The 18,940-nt window shown below is 45.1% G+C and carries 18 protein-coding genes; 13 read left to right on the top strand and 5 right to left on the bottom strand.

Annotated features, from left to right (window positions below; genetic code table 11):
• Window positions 1–263: 263 nt before the first annotated feature.
• From N5E84_RS13240 to dnaA, 5 genes are all read right to left on the bottom strand, one after another.
• Complete coding sequence (locus tag N5E84_RS13240) at window positions 264–536, bottom strand: GreA/GreB family elongation factor (protein ID WP_017046366.1); 273 nt, start codon at window positions 534–536, stop codon at window positions 264–266.
• Window positions 537–1,042: 506 nt separating this feature from the next.
• Window positions 1,043–3,460, bottom strand: a complete 2,418-nt coding sequence (gyrB, locus tag N5E84_RS13235) for a DNA topoisomerase (ATP-hydrolyzing) subunit B (protein WP_019281697.1) — start codon at window positions 3,458–3,460, stop codon at window positions 1,043–1,045.
• Between the two features lie 19 nt (window positions 3,461–3,479).
• Window positions 3,480–4,559: a DNA replication/repair protein RecF gene (gene recF / locus N5E84_RS13230; protein WP_019281696.1), complete on the bottom strand. Its 1,080-nt coding sequence runs from the start codon at window positions 4,557–4,559 to the stop codon at window positions 3,480–3,482.
• 9 nt (window positions 4,560–4,568) lie between these two features.
• A complete protein-coding gene (gene dnaN / locus N5E84_RS13225) occupies window positions 4,569–5,669 on the bottom strand; it encodes a DNA polymerase III subunit beta (RefSeq protein ID WP_019281695.1) in 1,101 nt (366 codons plus the stop codon).
• 73 nt (window positions 5,670–5,742) lie between these two features.
• Window positions 5,743–7,146 (bottom strand): chromosomal replication initiator protein DnaA, encoded by a 1,404-nt coding sequence (gene dnaA / locus N5E84_RS13220; protein ID WP_010319947.1) that lies wholly within the window; start codon window positions 7,144–7,146, stop codon window positions 5,743–5,745.
• A 309-nt stretch (window positions 7,147–7,455) separates the two neighbouring features.
• Between dnaA and N5E84_RS13215 the strand changes: the two genes are divergently transcribed.
• The 13 genes from N5E84_RS13215 to N5E84_RS13155 all read left to right on the top strand — a co-directional run bounded on the left by N5E84_RS13215 (window position 7,456) and on the right by N5E84_RS13155 (window position 18,907).
• Window positions 7,456–8,205: an amino acid ABC transporter substrate-binding protein gene (locus N5E84_RS13215; RefSeq protein WP_026027668.1), complete on the top strand. Its 750-nt coding sequence runs from the start codon at window positions 7,456–7,458 to the stop codon at window positions 8,203–8,205.
• 75 nt (window positions 8,206–8,280) lie between these two features.
• Complete coding sequence (locus tag N5E84_RS13210; protein WP_029388115.1) at window positions 8,281–8,952, top strand: amino acid ABC transporter permease; 672 nt, start codon at window positions 8,281–8,283, stop codon at window positions 8,950–8,952.
• On the top strand, window positions 8,949–9,698 hold the full coding sequence (locus N5E84_RS13205) for an amino acid ABC transporter ATP-binding protein (RefSeq protein ID WP_013855580.1): 750 nt from the start codon (window positions 8,949–8,951) through the stop codon (window positions 9,696–9,698). The genes N5E84_RS13210 and N5E84_RS13205 overlap by 4 nt, the downstream gene beginning before the upstream one ends.
• A gap of 196 nt (window positions 9,699–9,894) precedes the next feature.
• Complete coding sequence (gene rpmH / locus N5E84_RS13200; protein WP_010319951.1) at window positions 9,895–10,032, top strand: 50S ribosomal protein L34; 138 nt, start codon at window positions 9,895–9,897, stop codon at window positions 10,030–10,032.
• 12 nt (window positions 10,033–10,044) lie between these two features.
• Window positions 10,045–10,401 carry a ribonuclease P protein component gene (rnpA, locus tag N5E84_RS13195; RefSeq protein WP_026027667.1) on the top strand — a complete coding sequence of 119 codons (357 nt, stop codon included), beginning with the start codon at window positions 10,045–10,047 and terminating at the stop codon, window positions 10,399–10,401.
• Window positions 10,368–10,628 carry a membrane protein insertion efficiency factor YidD gene (yidD, locus tag N5E84_RS13190; RefSeq protein WP_010319953.1) on the top strand — a complete coding sequence of 87 codons (261 nt, stop codon included), beginning with the start codon at window positions 10,368–10,370 and terminating at the stop codon, window positions 10,626–10,628. Before rnpA ends, yidD begins: the two co-directional genes overlap by 34 nt.
• A 2-nt stretch (window positions 10,629–10,630) precedes the next feature.
• On the top strand, window positions 10,631–12,253 hold the full coding sequence (gene yidC / locus N5E84_RS13185; protein WP_017046370.1) for a membrane protein insertase YidC: 1,623 nt from the start codon (window positions 10,631–10,633) through the stop codon (window positions 12,251–12,253).
• A 111-nt stretch (window positions 12,254–12,364) separates the two neighbouring features.
• Window positions 12,365–13,726 (top strand): tRNA uridine-5-carboxymethylaminomethyl(34) synthesis GTPase MnmE, encoded by a 1,362-nt coding sequence (gene mnmE, locus N5E84_RS13180; RefSeq protein ID WP_029388114.1) that lies wholly within the window; start codon window positions 12,365–12,367, stop codon window positions 13,724–13,726.
• A gap of 43 nt (window positions 13,727–13,769) precedes the next feature.
• The gene (gene mioC, locus N5E84_RS13175; protein WP_017044116.1) at window positions 13,770–14,204 is read left to right on the top strand and encodes an FMN-binding protein MioC; all 435 of its coding nucleotides are present in this window, start codon (window positions 13,770–13,772) and stop codon (window positions 14,202–14,204) included.
• Window positions 14,205–14,685: 481 nt separating this feature from the next.
• On the top strand, window positions 14,686–16,584 hold the full coding sequence (mnmG, locus tag N5E84_RS13170; RefSeq protein WP_019281693.1) for a tRNA uridine-5-carboxymethylaminomethyl(34) synthesis enzyme MnmG: 1,899 nt from the start codon (window positions 14,686–14,688) through the stop codon (window positions 16,582–16,584).
• Window positions 16,581–17,213, top strand: a complete 633-nt coding sequence (gene rsmG, locus N5E84_RS13165; RefSeq protein WP_010319958.1) for a 16S rRNA (guanine(527)-N(7))-methyltransferase RsmG — start codon at window positions 16,581–16,583, stop codon at window positions 17,211–17,213. The genes mnmG and rsmG overlap by 4 nt, the downstream gene beginning before the upstream one ends.
• Before the next feature lie 14 nt (window positions 17,214–17,227).
• Entirely contained in the window at window positions 17,228–18,001 is a 774-nt protein-coding gene (locus N5E84_RS13160; RefSeq protein WP_013855586.1) for a ParA family protein, read from the top strand.
• 24 nt (window positions 18,002–18,025) lie between these two features.
• Window positions 18,026–18,907 (top strand): ParB/RepB/Spo0J family partition protein, encoded by an 882-nt coding sequence (locus N5E84_RS13155; RefSeq protein WP_017044113.1) that lies wholly within the window; start codon window positions 18,026–18,028, stop codon window positions 18,905–18,907.
• The last annotated feature ends 33 nt before the right edge of the window (window positions 18,908–18,940 follow it).

The following is an 18,940-nucleotide window of genomic DNA, read 5'->3' as shown; positions in this document are numbered from 1 at the left end:
GATACTCCGTAGAGTTACAAAGCCTTCCTTAGCAGGATATAGAGTCAATACAGAGACATAAAAAAGCCTAACGATATCATTAGGCTTTATTTTGCACTTTAACCGATGAAAACTTATTTTATTTTCCGCGTTTTTTCCTTTCTTTAATTACACTGCTTTCTTCCATTTTTTCTTGCTTTAATTTCCGCTTTTCTTTTAGGCTAAGTTGCGCTTTTTTCATATCTTTCTTACTCATAGTAATCTCCTTATTTTAACGAAGAAATTTAATTTACACACGTTAGTGACTTTTCAGGAAGAATATTAACCACTTTATATTCTCGCTCTTTTCCTAAAATATATAATTTAAAACACTCTTGTTCACGTAATCCAAAAATAGAAGCGCCTAAATAAGAGTAAAGTGATACGAGACCATCATTAGGGTTGTTCCGCTCACCAAGCACTATAATAATTTGATAAGGTTGACACTTTTCTGTATCAACAAAGCTGACCCTATCTCCAACGTTGACTCGGCGCTCTGCCGTAGAATATCTAGCCAATAATTCTGCTTCTATTCTCTCGAAAAGAGTCAGTAAAATCAGTGGAGACTGATAGGTAACAAATAAGCTTGTTATTATTTTACTTTTAAAAAAAACAAGCCAACGCTTAAATAAGTTGATATTTATTACTCCTTACAATAATTCCAAAAATAGATTAGATAATATCCGAAAGTTAGACCTTCGGATTTATTACTGTAAGATAAATAACAAACCCACATCTCCTAAAAAGTAATTAATGAATACTATATCGGCCAAAAAATATAATTCAAGCTCATAAAAACCTATAAAAACATGGAATAAAATAAAATAGTAGATACTTTTTTTTATTGAGAGAAAATCCCAATAAAAAAACGTTTATGACCTTTTATCCTTGAAGACAACCTAAGATAAGTAGAAAGTGTTGATGCTAAAAATGGTTGCTCCCACGTTGGGTGACTTTGTATTGACCATAAAAAAACACCGCTCTTGCGAAACGGTGTTTTTGGGATTTGCTTTATAGCAACGACTTAGACATCGAGGTTGGCAACTTTTAAGGCGTTCTCTTCGATGAATGCGCGACGCGGCTCAACTTGATCACCCATCAAGGTGGTAAACAGTTCATCAGCACCAACAGCATCTTCAATCGTGACTTGCAGCATACGGCGAGATTCAGGATCCATCGTCGTTTCCCACAACTGATCTGGGTTCATTTCACCTAGACCTTTGTAGCGTTGCAGGCTTAGGCCACGACGAGACTCTTTAATTAACCAGTTCAACGCCTCAACAAAGTTATCGACAGGTTGAATACGCTCACCACGTTGAATGTAAGCCCCTTCTTCAACTAAGCCATAAAGTGCTTCAGAAAGGTCCGCCAGCTTGCTGTACTCTTTCGAATTGAGCAAATCAGCACTTAATAGATGTTGGTGCGTTACACCATGAGTGCGCACTACAATCTTAGGCTGATAAATACCAAGCTCTGCATTGTGCTCAGTTTCAATGCTGTATTGGCTTGCGCCAACTTCTTTCGCATTTAACTGCTCCACCAGCTGTTTGCCCCACGCTTCTACTACTGCAGAATCAGCGCATTGATCAACAATGATACGCGGCATATAGATGAATTCATGGATCAAGGCGTAAGGGTAGCGGCGGCTCATACGCTCCACCAGCTTAATGGCGACATTGTATTGCTTAACCAAGGTTTCTAACGCTTCACCTGCTAATGCTGGCGCTTGAGGGTTAACATGCAATGAGGCTCCATCCAATGCTAAAGCAACTTGGTATTGGTTCATCGCATCTTCATCTTTGATGTACTGCTCTTGCTTGCCTTTTTTCACTTTATACAAAGGCGGTTGAGCAATGTAGATGTAGCCACGCTCAATCAGCTCAGGCATTTGACGATAGAAGAAGGTCAACAGTAGCGTACGGATGTGCGAACCGTCGACGTCCGCATCGGTCATGATGATGATGTTGTGATAACGCAGTTTGTCTGGGTTATATTCATCACGGCCAATGCCACAGCCTAATGCGGTGATAAGCGTTGCGACTTCTTGCGAAGAAAGCATTTTGTCGAAACGTGCTTTTTCAACGTTAAGAATTTTACCTTTCAGTGGCAAAATCGCTTGGTTTTTACGGTTACGTCCCTGCTTGGCAGAACCGCCAGCAGAGTCCCCTTCCACTATGTACAGTTCAGATAGTGCAGGATCTTTTTCTTGGCAATCGGCGAGTTTACCCGGCAAACCGGCAAGATCTAACGCACCTTTACGACGTGTCATTTCACGCGCTTTACGCGCCGCTTCACGAGCACGAGCCGCATCAATGATTTTTGAACAGACCATTTTGGCTTCGCTTGGGTTTTCAGCCAAAAACTCCGCCAATTTCTCACCCATTGCTGACTCAACCGCAGATTTCACCTCGGATGAAACCAATTTATCTTTAGTTTGGCTAGAGAACTTAGGATCCGGCACTTTCACTGAAACCACCGCGGTTAAACCTTCACGAGCATCATCACCCGAGGTCGCCGCTTGCGCTTTTTTCGAGAAGCCTTCTTTATCCATGAAGGTGTTTAGGGTACGAGTTAACGCCCCACGGAAACCCGCTAAGTGGGCACCACCATCACGTTGAGGAATATTGTTGGTAAAGCAGTAAATGTTTTCTTGGAAACCATCGTTCCACTGCATCGCCACTTCCACGGTAATCCCATCGTCACGCTCAGAGCTGAAATGGAATACTTTTTCATGGATCGGCGTTTTATTGCGGTTTAAATGGCCAACAAACGCTTTAATACCACCTTCATATCTGAAGTGGTCTTTTTTGTCTTCTTCGCGTTCATCAAACAGTTTGATGGATACACCAGAGTTTAGAAAAGAGAGCTCACGCAGACGCTTAGCTAAAATATCGTAATGGAATTCAATGTTGGTAAAGGTTTCAGCACTTGGCCAAAAACGCAGGGTTGTCCCTGTTTTATCGGTTTCACCCACCACAGCCAACGGCGCTTGTGGCACACCGTGACAATAAGTTTGTGTGTGAATAGCGCCGTTACGATAGATAGTCAGTAGCACTTTTTCAGACAGCGCGTTGACGACGGACACACCGACACCATGCAGACCACCCGAAACCTTGTATGAGTTGTCATCAAATTTACCGCCCGCATGCAGAACCGTCATAATAACTTCCGCGGCAGAAACTTGTTCTTCTTCGTGAAGGTCGGTAGGAATACCACGGCCATCATCGCTAACTGAAACTGAATTGTCTTCGTGAATAGTCACTACGATGTCTTTACAGTGACCTGCCAACGCTTCATCAATTGAGTTATCCACCACCTCAAAAACCATGTGGTGCAGACCGGTGCCATCATCCGTGTCGCCGATGTACATTCCTGGACGTTTACGAACCGCGTCCAGACCCTTCAGTACCTTAATACTCGATGAATCGTAATTATTCGACATGAGTTACTCTCTCACTATTTTATCCGTGCCCTATTGTGCCATGTTCCACATGAAACATCTTGCTGTTTGACTCAATCATGTCTGCAACTTGGCCTTGCGTAATAGAACTTACAAAAACTTGTGCCCCCGTCGATTTTAAGCAATCCGCTAAACGCTTACGACGATGGCTATCTAATTCGGAAGCAAAGTCATCAATTAAATAGATGCATTGCTTACCTGTCAGCTCGGTTAAGTGTTGTCCTTGTGCGACGCGCAGTGCACACACCATTAATTTAAGCTGACCGCGTGATAGAACATCTTCAACCGGTGTTCCATTGACCTTTATTTTTAAATCCGCTTTGTTCGGGCCACTGAATGTGTAGCCTAGCGATTGATCGCGTTCGAAGTTTTTCTCGAGGATTTGTTGATAGGGCGTCTCTTTTTCCCAACCACGATAATACTTCATTTGCACATCAAATTCTGGCAAAAAACTGCGACACAACGCCTCGGCAACACACTTCATTTGCGTCACATAATGTGTGCGCCATGCATCGATTTGTTCAGCCAAGCGCGCCATCTCCTGATCCCAATAACTGAGTTCACGATAATGGGTTGCCGTTTTTAACAACGCATTGCGCTGCTTATTGAGGCGCTTAAAACGCCCCCACGCATCATAAAAGGCAGGTTCACTATGAAATACCCCCCAATCAATAAATGCACGTCGTTGTTTTGGTCCATCGGTGAGCAGATCAAACCCTTCCGGATGAATCAATTGCAAAGGTAAAACTTGTGCCAATTGCGCCAGTTTTTGTCCAGATTGACCGCCTATTTTAACCTCTGTTGAACCGTCACGCTGCTTATTAATGCCAATCGGTAGCTCAAATTGATCCGAGGTCAAAAAACGCCCATGCACAAACAGCTCCTGACACTCATTTTGTATGACGCGTCCGGTTAAGGCGCTTTTGAACGAGCGGCCATGACCCAGCAGGTAAATCGCTTCCAGTACACTGGTTTTGCCGCTGCCATTAGGGCCAATAAGAAAGTTAAAGCCTGATGATAATGGGATATCACAGGCTTTAATATTGCGAAATTGTTGGACGATTAAACGAGTCAGCGGCATTGCGCAAACTTAAAGTCGGATCGGCATGACGACATACATTGCGCTGTCGTCATCGCGATTTTCAATCAGCGCGCTGGCGTTGGCGTCAGACATCGATACACGAACCTGTTCACAACGTAATGTATTCAGTACATCGAGCACATAGCTGACGTTAAAACCGATTTCGATGGCGTCGCCTTCAAAGGTGACATCCAACAACTCTTCCGCTTCTTCTTGCTCTGGGTTGTTGGCGGTAATGCGCATTTCATTATCCGCAAGATTAACCCGTACCCCGCGAAACTTTTCATTTGAGAGAATAGCGGCACGAGAAAATGCCTGACGTAACTCATCACAGCCCGTTTCTAAGGTTTTGGTCGTTTGCTGCGGCATAACGCGGCGATAATCAGGGAAGCGGCCATCAACCAGCTTAGAAGTGAAGATGAAGTTATTCACTTGGGCGCGCAAATTTGAGCTACCAATTTGCAGCACAACCGGCTGTTCTGGCGCATCAAGTAACTTGACCAGTTCCTGTATCCCTTTACGCGGCACGATGATCTGTTTATTGGCAAAATCCGCGCTGAGTGCCGTTTGCGAAACCGCCATACGGTGTCCATCGGTTGCCACAGAGCGCAAGGTTGAACCGTCGATTTCAAATAGCATACCGTTCAGATAATAACGCACATCTTGGTTAGCCATCGAAAACTGGGTTTTCTCAATTAAACTGCGCAGTTCTGCCTGAGTGAGCGACACTTCCACTTCACTTTGCCAATCTTCAATATTAGGAAAGTCACTGGCAGGTAAGGTTGCCAAAGAGAAACGGCTACGGCCAGAACGCATCTGAATGCGATCGCCTTCCAATACCACAGTGATCACGGCGCTATCGGGCAAGCCACGACAAATATCTAAAAATTTACGCGCAGGGACAGTGATGCTTCCTGCTTCGCACTCACCTTCAAGTGTCACGCGGCTAATCAGTTCGACTTCAAGATCGGTCGCCGTCATCGACAGCACGTTCTCTTCCACTTTGAGCAACAAATTACCAAGAATTGGCAAAGTCGCACGTCCGCCTAATGTTCCAGATACTTGCTGAAGTGGCTTAATGAAGTGGCTACGTTCAATAGTAAATTTCATAGTTAGCTCTTACGATGTTATCGGGCAACCCCAAATGTGAGGGTTAAAATAGCTGATATAAGAAGGTTGTGCATCAAGAAGACAGGGTACGAATTAAATTCGAATAGTCTTCTTTGATGTCGTGGCTCTCTTCACGTAACTGCTGGATTTTACGGCAAGCGTGCAGCACTGTCGTATGATCTCGGCCACCAAACGCATCACCAATTTCAGGCAAGCTGTGGTTAGTCAGCTCTTTAGCCAGTGCCATCGCCAACTGGCGTGGACGAGCAACCGAGCGAGAGCGACGTTTAGAAAGCAAATCCGCCACTTTAATTTTGTAGTATTCCGCCACGGTCTTTTGAATGTTATCAATGGTGACCAATTTTTCTTGCAAAGCTAATAAGTCACGCAGCGCTTCACGCACAAAATCGATGGTGATCGGACGGCCAGTAAAGTTAGCGTTGGCGATAACACGGTTTAGTGCGCCTTCCAATTCACGCACGTTGGAACGTAAGCGTTTGGCAATAAAAAAGGCAACTTCATCGGCAAGATGAATTTGGTGATCTTCTGCCTTCTTCATTAAAATCGCGACACGCGTTTCAAGCTCTGGTGGCTCAATCGCAACCGTCAAACCCCAACCAAAACGAGATTTAAGGCGATCTTCCACCCCATTGATCTCTTTCGGATAGCGGTCGGAAGTCAAAATGATTTGTTGGTTACCTTCAAGCAATGCGTTAAAGGTATGAAAGAACTCTTCTTGCGAACGCTCTTTATTGGCAAAGAATTGAATATCATCGATCAAGAGTGCATCAACACTGCGGTAATAGCGTTTGAACTCTTCAATCGCATTATTTTGCAGCGCTTTCACCATATCTTGCACGAAACGCTCTGAGTGCATGTAAATCACTTTCGCATTCGGGTTGTTATCAACAATCGCATTACCAACGGCGTGCAATAAGTGTGTTTTACCTAGCCCTGTACCACCGTATAAGAAGAGTGGGTTATAGGCCGCGCCGGGGTTATCGGAAACTTGACGCGCTGCAGCCAAACCAAGTTGGTTCGATTTACCTTCAACGAAGTTATTGAACTTATGTTTAGGGTTAACGTTTGATCTGTGATTAATGTCTGCCACAACCGTGTCGTTTTCCCACGTACGATGTACTGGTTTACGCGCTTGTAACTGTGCAGGAGCTGAAGATTCAGCCGCGACATCCGCTTGAGTACGAACGGGAGCAGCTTTAGGCGCGCTGACCCGGCGACTACCCACTTCAAAACGCAGGTTCGGGGTATCGTGGCCACAATGCTCTTGCAGTAGTCGGTTGATGCTGTTGATGTATTTATCGCGCACCCAATCAAGCACAAATCGGTTTGGGGCGAATAAAGTGAGAGTATTGTCATTGAGCTCCGCTTGTAACGGACGTACCCACATGCTGAATTCCGCTGCTGGTAACTCTTCTTGAAGCTGTTGCAAACATTGCAACCAAAGCGAAGATGACACGGTTGCCCTCACCCTAAGTAAATGATCGAAAAGACTGGCGATTTTACCTGTTGATAACCAAGATCGCCAGCGATTGATCCGTGATCCAGTGAATAAGATCGAAGTTATTCACACAATTTGCGCTTGATTTTTGTCGATCTTCACAATTAGCACCACTTTACCCACACGATGATCCACATATACAAGGATCCTCTATACTTATCCCCAATTGTGTCACTATGTTCGGTTATGGTTAATAACTACTGGTTATTTATTCTATTGAGTGCTTTACCAGTAACATCCCTCTCTATAAATATAAGGAGTTTCAAGATGAAAAACTGGGTTAAAGTCGCCATTACTGCAATTGCACTATCCGCTGCAAGCGTACACGCGGCAACGGAAATAAAAGTCGGCATGTCAGGGCGCTATTTTCCATTCACTTTTGTCAAACAAGACAAGCTGCAAGGCTTTGAAGTGGATGTTTGGGATGAGATAGGTAAACGCAATGATTACGATGTAAAATATGTTACTGCTAATTTCTCCGGTCTCTTTGGCCTGCTTGAAACTGGCCGAATTGATACCATTTCAAACCAAATCACCGTCACAGAAGCACGTAAAGCGAAATACTTATTTGCTGACCCGTATGTCATCGACGGTGCACAAATTACCGTTCGCAAAGGTAATGACAGCATTAAAGGGATTGACGATCTTGCCGGCAAAACGGTCGCGGTCAATTTAGGCTCAAACTTCGAGCAGCTACTACGCAGCTTTGACAAAGACAATAAAATCATCATCAAAACTTACGATACTGGCATTGAACATGACGTTGCTCTTGGCCGTGCCGATGCGTTTGTGATGGATCGCCTTTCGGCTCTGGAATTGATTAAAACAACGGGCTTACCGTTGCAATTGGCTGGTCACCCTTTTGAAACCATTGAAAACGCTTGGCCGTTTGTTAACAACGAGCAAGGCCAAAAACTGCAAGCTGAAGTGAATCAAGCGTTAGCCTCGATGCGCGCTGATGGCACACTGAGTGCGATTTCTGAAAAATGGTTTGCTGCCGATATCACCAATAAGTAAATTCCCCTATTATCAAAAGATAGGATTGAGGTGGAACCACACATTCCACCTTTTTTGTTTTAAAAAGGTAAGCCGATGGGATTTGATTTTCACTATATGCTTGAGCTGATGCCAATACTGCTCAGGTATTTAGGCACCACCATGGAGATGGCGACTTGGGGCTTAGTGTTTGCTTTGATCCTGTCGGTCATTTTAGCCAATATTCGTGTGTTCAAAGTGCCCATTTTGGATCCGCTAAGCCAGCTGTACATCAGCTTTTTCCGCGGTACTCCCCTGCTGGTACAACTATTTCTACTCTACTATGGTCTGCCGCAAGTGTTACCGTGGATGGTCGGTTTAAATGCATTTAGCGCCGCGGTGATCGGGCTAACTCTTCACTTCGCCGCTTATATGGCAGAAAGTATTCGCGCCGCCATTTTGGGTATTGATCGCAGCCAAATGGAAGCGAGTTTGTCTGTGGGTATGACCACAAGCCAAGCAATGCGCCGCATTATTTTGCCGCAAGCCACTCGTATAGCGTTGCCATCATTAATGAATTACTTCATTGATATGATCAAATCGACCTCATTAGCTTTTACATTAGGAGTCGCTGAGATCATGGCCAGAGCGCAGATGGAAGCTTCGTCAAGCTTTCGCTTCTTTGAAGCTTTCCTCGCCGTTGCATTAATTTACTGGGCCGTAGTGGTGGTACTGACTCGGGTACAAATTTGGGCTGAAGATAGGCTCAATAAGGCGTATGTACGATGATTAAACTCGATAATATTCATAAGCGCTTTGGCGATACTGAAGTGCTCAAAGGAATCAGCTTAGCAATAGAAAAAGGTGAAATCATCGTCATTATTGGCTCAAGCGGTACAGGTAAATCGACCTTACTGCGCTGCGTCAACTTCCTAGAACGCGCAGACCAAGGCTCCATTACTATTGATGATGTCACCGTCGACACCCAGCAACAGACCAAAGCAGATGTATTAGCACTGCGCAGAAAAACAGGCTTTGTTTTTCAAAACTACGCGCTGTTTGCTCATATGACGGCGAGGCAAAATGTCGCCGAAGGGCTCATTACGGTGCACGGTTGGAAAAAAGATCTCGCCCTGACCCGTGCGCAGCAGATTTTGGATGACATCGGTCTTGGGGATAAAGGAGAGAGTTATCCCGCAGCGCTTTCTGGTGGCCAGCAGCAGCGCGTTGGGATCGGTCGTGCGATGGCGCTACAACCAGAATTACTGCTATTTGATGAACCTACGTCAGCACTCGATCCTGAATGGGTTGGCGAAGTGCTTGCTTTAATGAAGAAATTAGCCACTCATCACCAAACAATGCTGGTGGTTACCCATGAGATGCAGTTTGCAAAAGAGGTAGCCGATCGCGTGATCTTCATGGCTGATGGGCAAATTGTAGAGCAAGGCTCTCCACAGGATATCTTTGGTAATCCACAGGATCCTAAGCTCAAGAAATTTTTAAATCAGGTGGGGATCGACGAAGGATCCTTGTGATTTAAAGGAGACTGCGTATAATCCCCCGACCGGAATTTTAGTGAACCCAATCGTTGACACTTATTGTGACAGTGATTACAATTCCGCCTCTTTGTTGAGAGGCGTCGGATTCCTTTCTTTCTATTAAAGAAGCGAAAATATGCCCACGCCGGGTTTATTTGAACCTAAAAACTACTGATCAGTAAGGTAATTACACATGTCTAAACGCACTTTTCAACCTACCGTTCTAAAGCGCAAGCGTACTCACGGTTTCCGTGCACGCATGGCAACTAAGAATGGCCGTAAGGTTATTAATGCACGTCGTGCTAAAGGCCGCGCGCGCCTGTCAAAATAATTCGCGATTATTTTGAATACGTACGCGTTCAATCGGGAGTTACGTTTGTTAACTCCCGAACATTATAAAAAAGTCTTCCAGCAAGCGCACAGCGCAGGCTCCCCCCATTTCACTATCATTGCTCGCGAAAACGCTCTTACCCACCCAAGGTTAGGGTTGGCCGTCCCCAAAAAACAGATCAAAACTGCTGTTGGCCGTAATCGCTTCAAACGCCTCGCTCGCGAAAGCTTCCGTAATAAACAGCATCAACTTCCTAACAAAGATTTTGTTGTGATTGCGAAAAAGAGCGCGCAAGATTTAAGCAATGAAGAAATGTTCAAACTATTTGAAAAATTATGGCATCGCCTGTCTCGCCCTTCGCGTGGTTAGCAATCGGATTCGTCCGTCTTTACCAAGGAATCATCAGTCCTCTGCTTGGACCACGCTGTCGTTTTACTCCAACCTGTTCAAACTATGCGATAGAAGCGTTGAAAGCTCACGGTTTTGTAAAAGGGTGTTGGTTATCAGGCAAACGTCTATTAAAATGCCACCCTTTGAACGAAGGGGGTTTTGACCCCGTTCCGCCACCAGTCCAAAAACAAGACAGAGATAATTAACGATGGATTCTCAACGTAATATCCTGTTAATCGCCTTGGCACTCGTTTCTTTTTTACTTTTCCAGCAATGGCAAGTAGCAAAGAACCCAGCACCTCAAGCGGTTGAGCAGGCACAAAATAGCAGCACTTTAACTGCACCATCTATGGCTGATGAGTTAGACCCAGCACCAGCAGTAACCAATGCGTCTGCAAAAACCATCACCGTCAAGACTGATGTACTGACTCTGTCAATTGACACGGTAGGTGGTGATGTAGTGAAGGCCGAGCTGAATAAGTACGATGCTGAACTCAATTCAGAAGACCCATTTGTGCTACTTAAAGACATTCCTGGTCACCAGTTTATCGCGCAAAGTGGTTTAGTGGGACCGCAAGGGATCGATTTAAGCAGCAACAATCGTCCAAACTATACTGTTAGCGCCGACACCTTTGCTCTAGCGGATGGTCAAGACGAACTGCGCATTCCCATGACTTATCAAGCCAATGGCCTTGAATACACCAAAACCTTCATCCTTAAACGTGGCAGCTACGCCTTGGATGTTGAATTTGATGTAGTCAACCAATCTGGTAATAACGCGACACTGGGTATGTATGCACACCTACGCCAAAATTTATTGGACGCTGGTGGCAGCTTGGCTATGCCAACTTACCGTGGCGGTGCTTACTCAACACAAGATACACGTTATAAGAAATACAGTTTCGATGATATGCAAGATCGTAACTTGTCACTGCCTTTGGTTAACGGTGAAGGTTGGGCGGCGATGATCCAACACTACTTTGCCAGCGCGTGGATCCCACGTGATGCAGCAGGTTCAAACTTATACACTCGCGTGATTGGCAACTTAGGTGATATTGGTGTTCGCATGCCAAATAAAACCATCGCCAACGGTGAAAAAGCAACATTCTTAGCCACACTTTGGGTCGGTCCAAAACTGCAAGATGAGATGGCTGCTGTTGCGCCAAATCTTGATCTAGTTGTCGACTACGGCTGGTTATGGTTTATTGCAAAACCACTACACATGTTGCTTTCATTCATTCAAAGCTTCGTTAGCAACTGGGGTGTAGCAATCATCTGCTTAACCTTCATTGTTCGTGGTGCTATGTACCCACTGACCAAAGCACAATACACCTCTATGGCAAAAATGCGCATGCTGCAACCAAAGCTGCAAGCAATGCGTGAGCGCATCGGCGATGACCGCCAACGCATGAGCCAAGAAATGATGGAGCTGTATAAGAAAGAGAAAGTAAACCCACTCGGTGGTTGTTTACCTATCTTCCTGCAAATGCCTATCTTCATTGCGCTTTACTGGTCATTAATGGAATCGGTTGAACTTCGTCATTCACCTTTCTTTGGTTGGATTCATGACCTTTCAGCACAAGACCCATACTACATCTTGCCACTGCTGATGGGTGTGAGTATGTTTATGATCCAGAAAATGAGCCCGACGACAGTCACTGACCCGATGCAACAGAAGATCATGACCTTTATGCCGGTTATGTTTACATTCTTCTTCTTGTTCTTCCCATCAGGTTTAGTGATTTACTGGTTGGTATCGAACATCGTTACCTTGATCCAGCAAACCTTGATTTACAAAGCGCTGGAGAAAAAAGGCTTACACTCTAAGTAGCCACTTCAGCAAGAAGTCACACTGACAAGTGAAAAAAGGCGACCTTTTGGTCGCCTTTTTGTTTTTGGCTGATTACAATTGCGCTCATACACCCCTATGTTAGGTACCCTTATGTCTACAGACACCATTGTTGCTCAAGCAACCGCTCCAGGCCGAGGTGGCGTGGGGATTATTCGCGTCTCAGGCCCGAAAGCCGCTCAAGTCGCGCTTGAAGTAACCGGGAAAACGCTAAAACCTCGTTATGCGGAATACTTGCCTTTTAAGCATCAAGATGGCACCGAACTTGACCAAGGCATCGCGATCTATTTTCCTAACCCTCACTCCTTTACCGGCGAAGATGTGCTCGAACTACAAGGACACGGCGGTCCGGTCGTCATGGATATGCTGATCAAACGCATTTTGGCTATCAGTGACTTGCGCGCAGCGCGCCCGGGTGAATTTTCTGAGCGTGCGTTTTTAAACGACAAAATGGATTTAACCCAAGCGGAAGCGATTGCCGATTTGATTGACGCCAGCTCTGAAGAAGCGGCCAAATCCGCCCTTCATTCATTGCAAGGTCAATTTTCCAAACGCATTCATACCTTGGTCGATTCCCTAATCCACCTGCGAATTTACGTTGAAGCAGCGATTGATTTTCCTGAAGAGGAGATCGATTTTCTTGCCGATGGTAAAGTTGCCGCAGATCTGCAAAATATCATCGACAACTTAGACGCCGTGCGCAAAGAGGCCAATCAAGGGGCCATTTTACGCGAAGGGATGAAAGTGGTGATAGCAGGGCGTCCTAACGCGGGCAAATCGAGTCTATTGAATGCGCTTTCAGGCAAAGATTCAGCCATCGTTACAGACATCGCAGGAACCACACGTGACGTGCTGCGAGAGCACATCCACATCGATGGCATGCCACTGCATATCATCGATACCGCTGGCTTACGTGATGCCAATGACGAAGTCGAAAGAATAGGTATTGAGCGTGCTTGGGATGAAATAGCAAAAGCAGATCGTGTGCTCTTTATGGTTGACGGCACCACCACCGATGCCACCGATCCGAAAGAAATCTGGCCAGATTTTGTCGATCGATTGCCTGAAAACATCGGCATGACGGTGATCCGCAACAAAGTCGATCAAACCAAAGAATCGCTCGGTATCTGTCATGTTAATTCTCCAACATTAATCCGCCTGTCGGCAAAAACTGGAGAGGGCGTTGATGCTCTGCGTACTCATTTCAAAGAGTGCATGGGCTTTGCTGGGGGCAATGAAGGCGGCTTTATGGCCAGACGACGCCATTTGGACGCGCTAGAGCGCGCCGCACAGCACCTCATGATTGGTCAGCAGCAGCTCGAAGGCTACATGGCTGGTGAAATCTTAGCGGAAGAACTGCGTTTATCGCAGCAACATCTAAACGAGATAACGGGCGAATTTAGCTCCGATGACTTGTTAGGGCGCATCTTTTCGTCGTTCTGTATCGGCAAATGATCGCAGAGAGAAGCTTGATCACTCTTAATTATAGGAATATCTCATGATCCATATCATCACTGGCAGCACCTTAGGAGGCGCTGAATATGTCGCCGATCATCTCAACGATCTACTGCAAGAGCAAGGTTATACTACGACTATCCACAACCAACCCAACTTAAGTGATATACCCTCACAAGGGACTTGGCTCATTGTCACCTCCACGCATGGAGCGGGTGACTACCCAGACAATATCCAACCTTTTATCGCTTCTTTGCAATCAACACCACCGAACACGAGCGAGTTAAAATATGCCGTGGTAGCACTTGGCGATTCAAGCTATGACACGTTTTGCGCAGCAGGTAAGCATGCATATCAACTGCTTGAGGATATAGGTGCAACGCCAATTAGCGACTGTTTCACCATAGATATATTAGAATATTCCGTTCCTGAAGATGCCGCTGAAGTATGGCTCAAACAGCACATCGAACAATTCTAGCGAATAGCATAAAGTCACCAAGCGGCCTGTGAGCCGCTTTTTTTGTACTTTTAAGCTCTGTGTATAACTGTCTCAATACTTGCCATAGAAAAGTTAAGTCCATTTTAAATATTTTAATGTGTATAACTATGCTGTTATTCGGTGATTAACCTATAGTTATCCAATTAATAACTTATGCATTTCACGACCCTGTGCATAACTAGCCTTTTTGATCCCAGCTAATACACGATTAGATCATGTCAGGATCACAGCTTATGATCCTCTTAAAAACCATGATCTTGTTGATCATTTATCGGTTATCCACAGATATGCTCGATCCTAATAATAGATCTAATAAAAGATCTCTATATAGATCTTATATATTATTAACTTACCAAGCTCAGATTAAAAAAGCAGAAAAGCGATTTTCTAGCCAGTGGAAAGCAGGTAGAATACGCCTCTTTTGTCAGTCCATGCTTCATTGAATACCTGAGGTCGGTTCATGCTTTATCACGAAAAATTTGACGTCATTGTGGTCGGTGGTGGCCATGCTGGAACGGAAGCCGCTCTCGCTGCAGCTCGTACTGGTCAAAGTACGCTATTGCTTACCCATAACATTGAAACTCTAGGACAGATGTCGTGCAATCCTGCGATCGGCGGAATTGGTAAAGGACATCTGGTTAAAGAAGTTGATGCCATGGGCGGTCTAATGGCACAAGCGATTGATCATGCAGGTATTCAATTTAGAACACTCAATGCCTCAAAAGGGCCAGCGGTTCGAGCGACTCGAGCCCAAGCAGATCGTGCGCTTTACAAATCGTATGTGCGTGATGTGCTTGAAAACACGCCAAACTTAACTTTGTTCCAACAAGCGGTCGATGATCTTATCGTTGAAAATGATCGTGTAATGGGCGTTGAGACTCAAATGGGCCTCAAATTCCACGCCAAAGCGGTGGTATTGACGGTAGGCACCTTCCTTGGTGGAAAGATCCACATTGGTCTTGAAAACTTCTCAGGAGGCCGCGCAGGAGATCCTCCATCGATCGCATTAGCGCAACGTTTACGTGAACTGCCGTTTCGAGTCGATCGTTTAAAAACGGGTACGCCACCAAGGATCGATGCCCGTAGCGTGGACTTCTCAGTGTTAGAAACACAACACGGTGATAACCCAACGCCTGTTTTTTCCTTCATGGGACAACGTGAACAGCATCCACGTCAAATACCATGCTACATCACGCATACCAACGATAAAACGCATGATGTGATCCGTGCCAATCTTGATCGTAGTCCGATGTACGCAGGTGTCATCGAAGGTATCGGCCCACGCTACTGCCCATCGATCGAAGACAAAGTTATGCGTTTTGCCGACAAAAATAGCCATCAAATTTTTATCGAGCCTGAAGGTTTGACCACGACAGAACTCTACCCTAACGGTATTTCCACCAGCTTACCGTTTGATGTACAAGTACAGATCGTTCGCTCAATGAAAGGGTTTGAAAACGCACATATTGTTCGTCCGGGTTACGCCATAGAGTACGATTTTTTCAATCCACAAGATTTAAAACAAACCTATGAAACCAAATTCATCAGTGGTTTGTTCTTTGCTGGTCAAATCAACGGCACCACCGGATACGAAGAGGCGGCAGCGCAAGGGTTAATGGCTGGTTTGAATGCAAGCTTATTTAGCCAAGAAAAAGAAGGCTGGAGTCCACGCCGTGATCAAGCTTACATGGGCGTGTTGATCGATGATCTTTCCACTATGGGTACCAAAGAACCTTATCGCATGTTTACCTCTCGCGCTGAATATCGCTTACTGCTACGCGAAGATAACGCCGATTTGCGTTTAACCGAAAAAGCCAGAGAGTTAGGTTTAGTCGATGATGTGCGCTGGGCGCGTTTTAATCAAAAAATGGAAAACATGGAAATCGAGCGTCAACGTTTGAAACAAACGTGGATGAACCCGAACTCCGTTGGTGTTGATGCACTGAATGCGTTGCTCAAAACACCCATGTCTCGTGAAGCAAGTGGTGAAGATCTACTACGTCGACCTGAAATCACCTATCAACAGCTCACGTCGCTTGAGTCATTTGCACCAGCATTGAACGATAGTGAAGCGGCTGAGCAAGTTGAAATTCAAATCAAATACGATGGTTATATTCAGCGTCAGCAAGATGAGATCGACAAATCATTGCGCCATGAGCACACTAAATTGCCGCTGGATCTTGACTATAAACAGGTCAAAGGCTTGTCCAACGAAGTGATCCTTAAGCTTAACAATGCCAAGCCTGAAACAGTTGGTATTGCCTCTCGTATTTCTGGTATTACACCTGCTGCTATTTCTATCTTATTGGTTTATTTGAAAAAGCAAGGTGTACTGAAGAAAGGGGAAGACGCCGCATGAGCGAGTTAAGAACGCGTCTCGATGATTTAATTGGTCAAACCGATCTCGAGGTCAATGAGCAGCAACGTAGCCAATTAGTCGGTTACGTGGAACTGCTGAATAAATGGAACAAAGCCTACAATCTCACCTCAGTGCGCGATCCTATGGATATGTTGGTGAAACATATTTTAGATAGTATAGTGGTAAGTCCTCACTTACAGGGTGAGCGTTTTATCGACGTTGGTACTGGGCCTGGTTTACCTGGTATACCTCTCGCTATCATGAATCCTGATAAAACCTTTTACTTACTCGATAGTTTAGGTAAGCGCATTCGTTTTATTAAACAAGTTCTGCATGAGCTTGGTATTAAAAATGTGACCACGATTCAAAGTCGAGTCGAAGAGTTTCAGCCTGAAGTAAAATTTGATGGCGTACTGAGCCGTGCGTTTGCTTCAATGCTCGATATGGTGGAATGGTGTCACCATTTACCAAAAGAAACATCGGGCCGATTTTTAGCCCTGAAAGGACAACGGCCAGATGAGGAAATAGCCACACTACCTGAGTGGTGTTCTGTGACTGATGTCAAAGCTTTGAAAGTTCCTGAGTTGGAAGGTGACCGTCATCTTGTAATCTTATCTCGCAAGGGATAACAGCGAGGCATACCGTGGGCAAAATCGTAGCAATCGCCAACCAGAAAGGTGGCGTAGGAAAAACAACAACGTGCATTAACTTAGCGGCCTCTATGGCGGCGACTAAGCGTAAAGTTTTAGTGATCGATCTCGACCCACAAGGCAATGCAACGATGGCCAGTGGTGTTGATAAGTATCAAGTAGATGCAACCGCGTACGAATTGTTGGTCGAAGACACCCCTTTTGATGAAGTCGTGTGTCGCAAAACAACGGGACACTACGATTTGATTGCGGCGAACGGAGACGTGACAGCCGCTGAAATCAAATTAATGGAAGTCTTTGCTCGCGAAGTGCGTTTGAAAAATGCCCTCGCGCCAGTTCGTGATAACTATGATTTCATCTTTATTGATTGTCCTCCTTCTTTAAATCTTCTTACAATCAACGCCATGGCCGCAGCGGATTCTGTGTTAGTGCCAATGCAATGTGAGTATTTTGCATTAGAAGGTTTAACGGCGTTAATGGATACCATCAGCAAGTTAGCCGCGGTAGTCAACGAAAACCTGAAAATCGAAGGGTTACTTCGAACGATGTACGATCCGCGTAATCGCCTAGCCAATGAAGTATCCGATCAACTGAAAAAGCACTTTGGAAACAAAGTCTATCGCACCGTTATTCCTCGTAATGTCCGTCTTGCTGAAGCGCCAAGTTATGGCAAGCCAGCAATGTACTACGACAAGTATTCAGCTGGGGCAAAAGCGTATCTCGCCTTAGCTGGCGAAATGCTTCGTCGAGAAGAAATACCCGCATAATCTCAACTAAAGGAATTCGTCTACATGACTAAACGTGGTTTAGGAAAAGGATTGGATGCATTGCTCGCAACCAGTTCTCTTGCTCGTGAAAAGGAGCAAGCCGCCTCACATAGCCAAGCACTCTCTTCTGATGGCGAATTAATGGATATCGCGGTATCAAATTTGAAACCTGGCATGTATCAACCACGTAAAGATATGTCGGCAGAAGCGTTGGAAGAGCTGTCTGCGTCTATCCAATCGCAAGGTATTATCCAGCCGATCGTGGTAAGACGTTTAGAGCTTGGCGGCTATGAAATTATTGCAGGTGAACGCCGTTGGCGCGCTGCAAAACAAGCAGGTTTAAAGCAAGTGCCCTGTTTGATCAAAAATGTCCAAGATCGCGCTGCGATTGCGATGGCACTGATAGAAAATATTCAACGCGAAGATTTGAATGCGATTGAAGAAGCACAAGCTTTAGAGCGGTTGCAAGACGAATTTAAGCTCACTCACCAACAGGTGGCTGATGTGATTGGTAAATCACGCACTACCGTGAGTAACTTATTACGCTTAAATCAATTGGCGGATGGCGTGAAGCGTTTAGTGGAAACCAAGCAACTTGAAATGGGCCATGCACGAGCATTATTGATGCTCGAAGGCGATCAACAAATTGAAATTGCACAACGTGTGGCCGCAAAACAGCTGACCGTGAGACAAACTGAGCAATTAGTGAAAAAGTGTCTAACACAGCCTTCTGAGGACGGATCGGCATCGGAAGACTTAGATGCACAACAAATGTCACAAAGATTGAGTGAAATGTTAGGGGCTAAAGTGTCGATCATTCGTTCAAAAGGTGGCAAAGCCAAAATGACGATTAGTCTTGATGAGCCTCACAAATTAGAGCAACTAATTGCCAAGCTAGAAAGCTAAATGAGATAATTGATTTAAGTCAATTATGCAAAA

Source organism: Vibrio sp. J502, assembly GCF_025397955.1.
Taxonomy (GTDB): domain Bacteria; phylum Pseudomonadota; class Gammaproteobacteria; order Enterobacterales; family Vibrionaceae; genus Vibrio; species Vibrio anguillarum.
This window is presented reverse-complemented; position numbering and strand designations above follow the sequence as displayed.

Coding starts and splice junctions, on each gene's coding strand:
- recF (WP_019281696.1), bottom strand. CDS start 4,559: ATGCCGCTGACTCGTTTAATCGTCCAACAATTTCGCAATATTAAAGCC.
- N5E84_RS13210 (WP_029388115.1), top strand. CDS start 8,281: ATGGGATTTGATTTTCACTATATGCTTGAGCTGATGCCAATACTGCTC.
- N5E84_RS13205 (WP_013855580.1), top strand. CDS start 8,949: ATGATTAAACTCGATAATATTCATAAGCGCTTTGGCGATACTGAAGTG.
- yidC (WP_017046370.1), top strand. CDS start 10,631: ATGGATTCTCAACGTAATATCCTGTTAATCGCCTTGGCACTCGTTTCT.
- N5E84_RS13215 (WP_026027668.1), top strand. CDS start 7,456: ATGAAAAACTGGGTTAAAGTCGCCATTACTGCAATTGCACTATCCGCT.
- gyrB (WP_019281697.1), bottom strand. CDS start 3,460: ATGTCGAATAATTACGATTCATCGAGTATTAAGGTACTGAAGGGTCTG.
- rsmG (WP_010319958.1), top strand. CDS start 16,581: ATGAGCGAGTTAAGAACGCGTCTCGATGATTTAATTGGTCAAACCGAT.
- mnmE (WP_029388114.1), top strand. CDS start 12,365: ATGTCTACAGACACCATTGTTGCTCAAGCAACCGCTCCAGGCCGAGGT.
- yidD (WP_010319953.1), top strand. CDS start 10,368: ATGGCATCGCCTGTCTCGCCCTTCGCGTGGTTAGCAATCGGATTCGTC.
- mioC (WP_017044116.1), top strand. CDS start 13,770: ATGATCCATATCATCACTGGCAGCACCTTAGGAGGCGCTGAATATGTC.
- mnmG (WP_019281693.1), top strand. CDS start 14,686: ATGCTTTATCACGAAAAATTTGACGTCATTGTGGTCGGTGGTGGCCAT.
- N5E84_RS13155 (WP_017044113.1), top strand. CDS start 18,026: ATGACTAAACGTGGTTTAGGAAAAGGATTGGATGCATTGCTCGCAACC.
- dnaN (WP_019281695.1), bottom strand. CDS start 5,669: ATGAAATTTACTATTGAACGTAGCCACTTCATTAAGCCACTTCAGCAA.
- rpmH (WP_010319951.1), top strand. CDS start 9,895: ATGTCTAAACGCACTTTTCAACCTACCGTTCTAAAGCGCAAGCGTACT.